The 3,979-nt window shown below is 72.7% G+C and carries 4 protein-coding genes; 2 read left to right on the top strand and 2 right to left on the bottom strand.

Going from position 1 to position 3,979, the window contains the following annotated elements; translation table 11 throughout:
• The coding region (locus DQW85_RS26400; RefSeq protein WP_113702639.1) for a thiolase family protein at nucleotides 1-816 on the bottom strand (816 nt) is incomplete at its 3' end.
• Nucleotides 813-2,297, bottom strand: coding sequence for a carotenoid oxygenase family protein (locus tag DQW85_RS26395; RefSeq protein ID WP_113702638.1), 1,485 nt, complete (start codon nucleotides 2,295-2,297; stop codon nucleotides 813-815). The genes DQW85_RS26400 and DQW85_RS26395, both read right to left, overlap by 4 nt.
• A 101-nt stretch (nucleotides 2,298-2,398) precedes the next feature.
• Between DQW85_RS26395 and DQW85_RS26390 the strand changes: the two genes are divergently transcribed.
• Both DQW85_RS26390 and DQW85_RS26385 read left to right on the top strand, forming a co-directional pair.
• Nucleotides 2,399-3,412 carry a winged helix-turn-helix transcriptional regulator gene (locus DQW85_RS26390; RefSeq protein WP_113702637.1) on the top strand — a complete coding sequence of 338 codons (1,014 nt, stop codon included), beginning with the start codon at nucleotides 2,399-2,401 and terminating at the stop codon, nucleotides 3,410-3,412.
• Nucleotides 3,413-3,416: 4 nt separating this feature from the next.
• On the top strand, nucleotides 3,417-3,979 hold a 563-nt coding region (locus DQW85_RS26385; protein ID WP_162795395.1), incomplete at its 3' end, for a DNA glycosylase AlkZ-like family protein.

Here is a 3,979-nt window from a genome sequence, read left to right as displayed (position 1 = left end):
GTCGCCGAGCAGGACGATGCCGGCCCCATCGGCGAGCGCGGGCGAGGTGCCCACGGTGTGCAGGTGGCGGATCTCGCCCACCTCGGGCCGCCTGCGCCGCACCAGGTCGTCCTGGCCCCCGGCGCCGAGCGCGGCGAAGGCCGGCTCAAGCGCGGCCAGGCTCCCGGCTGTGGTGCCCGGCCTGACGTTCTCGTCGCGGTCCAGGACAGTGCCGGGGCCGGTCCGGTCGCCGCGCCGTACGGGCAGCAGCGAGGGGGCGAACCTGCCGTGTTCCCAGGCCGCCGCGGCGCGGAGCTGGCTGCGCAGGGCGTAGGCGTCGAGCTGGGCCCGCTCGAAGCCCTCCAGGGTGGCGACGAGGTCGGCGGCGATGCCCATCGGCACCGCGCCCACCCGTTCGACCACCTCGCCGTCCCGCCAGACCGGCGCCTGGTCGGAGAACATCGGCACCCGGGACACCGACTCCACTCCCCCGGCGCCGACCAGCCCGGCCGAGCCGAAGGCGATGTGGGCGGCGGCGGTGTTGACGGCGTCCACGCCCGAGGCGCAGAACCTGTTGAGGGTCATCCCGGAGGTGGACTCGCCCCACCCGGCCAGCACTGCGGCGGTGCGGGCCAGGTCGCCACCCTGCTCGCCGGTCTGGGTGGCCGATCCGATGATCAGGTCCTCGACCAGGTGCGGCTGGATCCCGGACCGGTCGCGTACCCCCTCCAGCAGCAGGGTCGCCAGCTCCAGCGGGGCGATCCCGGCGAGGCCGCCGCCCGGACGGCCCTTCCCGCGCGGGGTGCGCAGGGTGGACAGCACGTAGACGCCGCTCACCGATGGCCTCCGGAGCTCCGGAGCTGGTCGGCGCGGACCCAGGTGGCGTGGAACCCCGTGGGGACGCGGCGGGGAAGCAGCACCCGGCCGATCGGCCCGGCCGATACGTCGGCGGCGTCGAATACGGCGACCTCGGCACGCCCCTCCCGCTCGTCGTTGACGAAGCTGACGAGGTAGCCGTCGGTCTCGCCGGTGGAGCCGTCGCGCGGCGCGAAGGGGGCCTCCGAGCCCCAGCGGCCCGGCCCGAACAGGTGCTCCTGCTTCTTCCCGGTCGCCGAGTCGAACCGGACCAGCCCGTCGAAGAGCAGCGTCTCCTGGGTTGCGAGGTGCATGTTGTAGGAGTAGCGGTGTGGCCGGCCGATGATCCGCGAGTCGACGCTGGGGAACTCGATGTTGTCGTCGTCCAGGGGGCCCTCGGTGGTGCGGCCGGTGCGCAGGTCGAACCGGTAGCGGTAGATGTGCGCGTTCAGCCGCAGGTAGGCGAGCATCTGCGCGATCTTCGACTTGTATGTCGCCTGGTGCTGCGGGTTCTTCACCCGGCAGACGTCCATGACGATCTCGTCGCCCTCCTCCCAGGAGTTGACGACGTGGTAGATGTAGCACGGTTTCGCCTCGAACCACCGGACGGCGTCGCCGGCGCCGTGCCGCGGGATCACGCCGAACCTGGCGGGCAGCGACCGGTCGAAGAGGATCCGATACTTGCCGGCGGCGCGCGCCTCCTGGTCCTGGATCAGCGGCAGGTCCATGAGGACGGAGTGGTTGGGGGTGATGGCCATGTCGTGCGGCAGCCTGGGACCGGGCAGCTCGATGTCGGTCACGTGGGTGATCGCGCCGTGCGTCCCGACGACGCCGTACCGCATGTACGGCGGGCCGTCGGGCCCGTAGTCGAACCACATCAGCTCGCCGGTCTCCTCGTCGGCCTTGGGGTGGGCCATCATGTCGCCGTTCAGGGTGCCGAGGAAGGTCTCCGCGCCGAGGGTGTCCAGGGAGAGCGGGTCGATGGCGTACGGGGTGCCGCACAGGTACCAGGTCGCCAGGACCTTGCCACCGTGATAGATCACGTCGGTGTTGGCGGAGTCCTTGACGCCCAGGCCGTGCCCGTTGCCGAACGGGTTGCCCGAGGGGTTCTCCATCACGCCGGTCCACAGCGCCGCGCCCGCCTTCGACTCCTCGTGGAACGCGGCGGTGCGCACCCAGCGGTTGCGGTAGCGGGCCCTGCCGTTCTCGAAGTGCATCGCGTGGATCATGCCGTCGCCGTCGAACATGTGGTAGCGGCCGGGGGCCTCGTACCGGCGGTTGGGCCCGTTGCGCAGGAAGACCCCGTTGAGGTCGGCCGGGAGCTCTCCGACCACCTCCAGGTCGTCGGCGGTCAGCTCGTCCTGGACGGCGGCGAACACGCCCATCAGGTAGGGGTTGGGCTCGTCCTCGCCGTCGCCGGGAACCGGACGGGCCACCGCTGTCGGCTGCGGCTGCTGGGTCATCTGGACGCCCTTTCCTGGGAGGCCAACTTGCTTCTATAAGCGAAGTCAGCGTCAAAGTAGCATGACTCTCTGGCATTGAGAAGCGACGGAAGGGCGGGCAGGTGACGCAAGAGAGGCGGCCCAGCGCGATCGGGCAGGCTCTGCTGGCGATAGGCGACCAGTGGACCCTCCTGATGCTGCAGCGGGCGTTCCTCCTGCACACCCGCCGCTTCGCCGACTGGCGCGACGAGCTGGGCATGTCGGAGTCGGTGCTGGCCGGACGGCTGAAGGAGCTGGTCGCCGGGGACCTCCTCCGCCCCTCCCCCTACCGCGAGGAGGGCCGCACCCGTACCGAATACCTGCTGACCGAGCGGGCGACGGAGCTGTGGTCGCTGCTGGTGGAGATCTGGTCCTGGGAGCGCGGGTGGGTGTCCAGGCGGACGGGGCTGCCGGAGCTGACGCACGACCGCTGCGGCGAGCAGACCGACGTCGAGCTCGGCTGCGCGGCCTGCCTCCACGCCCCGGTCACCGCCCGCGACACCGAGACCTTCCGTGGCTCGGCGACCTTCGCCCAGGTGGCGGTGGCGCGCCACCACCGCAGGACCGTCCGCGACGACGTGGCCAGGGACCCGCTGTCCTACTTCCCGGAGACCTTCGAGCTGCTCGGCGACCGCTGGAGCACGGTCGTGCTGGCGGCGGCCTTCCTGGGAGTGCGGCGCTTCGCCGACTTCCAGTCCGAGCTCGGCATGGCGCCGTCGGTGCTGTCCGACCGGCTGCGGAGGTTCACCGAGCTGGGGGTCTTCGCCGCCGGCGCGAGCGACGGCGGGCGGCCCCGCTACCTGCTGACCGACAAGGGGCTCGCCTTCTTCGGGGTGTTCGCCTTCGTCGTCGACTGGGGGCAGCGGTGGTACACGGGGCCGCCGGGCACCGACCTGCGCATCACCCACCGCGCCTGCGGCGAGCCGTTCCGGCCGTACCTGCGCTGCCTGACGTGCGGCGAGCCGCTGGCCCGGACGGAGGTGCGCTTCCTGCTGGGCGACCGCGCCCCGCACCGCGCCCCGCACCGGGCCCCGCACCGCGCGGCGATCCCGCAGGCCATCGCGGAAGCCGGCTTGCCGCGATCACCCCTACCGTAGGGGCATGGATCCCCTCATCAGCCGCCGGGCACTCAACCGGGCCACGCTCGACAGGCAGCTGCTGCTCCGCCGCACGGACCGGCCCGTGCTCGACGTCGTCGAGCACCTCGGCGGGCTGCAGGCGCAGACCCCGCACACCTGGTACGCCGGCCTGTGGAACCGGATCGAGGGCTTCCGGGCGGCCGACGCCGCCGACCTGCTCGCCTCCAGGGAGATCGTGCGGATCGCGTTGCAGCGCTCGACCATCCACCTGGTGAGCGCGCGCGACTGCCTGGCGATGCGGCCGCTGCTGCAGGTGGTGACGGAGCGGATGACGCGGACGACGTTCGGCGGGCGGCTGGCGGGCGTGGACCTCGGCGAGCTGGCCAAAGTGGGCCGGTCGCTGCTGGAGGAGCGGCCGATGACGTTCGCCGAGCTGGGGCGGGCGCTCGCCGAGCGGTGGCCGGAGAACGACCCCCACGCGCTCGGGCAGGGGGTGCGGTGGCTGGTGCCGCTGGTGCAGGTGCCGCCGCGCGGCCTGTGGGGCCGCAGCGGGCCGATCGCGCACGCGCCCGCGGAGGCGTGGCT

This window comes from Nonomuraea lactucae, assembly GCF_003313395.1.
Lineage (GTDB): Bacteria > Actinomycetota > Actinomycetes > Streptosporangiales > Streptosporangiaceae > Nonomuraea > Nonomuraea lactucae.
This window is presented reverse-complemented; position numbering and strand designations above follow the sequence as displayed.

Bases quoted from the DNA above. Each gene is read 5' to 3' on its own strand.
- DQW85_RS26395 (WP_113702638.1), bottom strand. From the start codon at position 2,297: ATGACCCAGCAGCCGCAGCCGACAGCGGTGGCCCGTCCGGTTCCCGGC.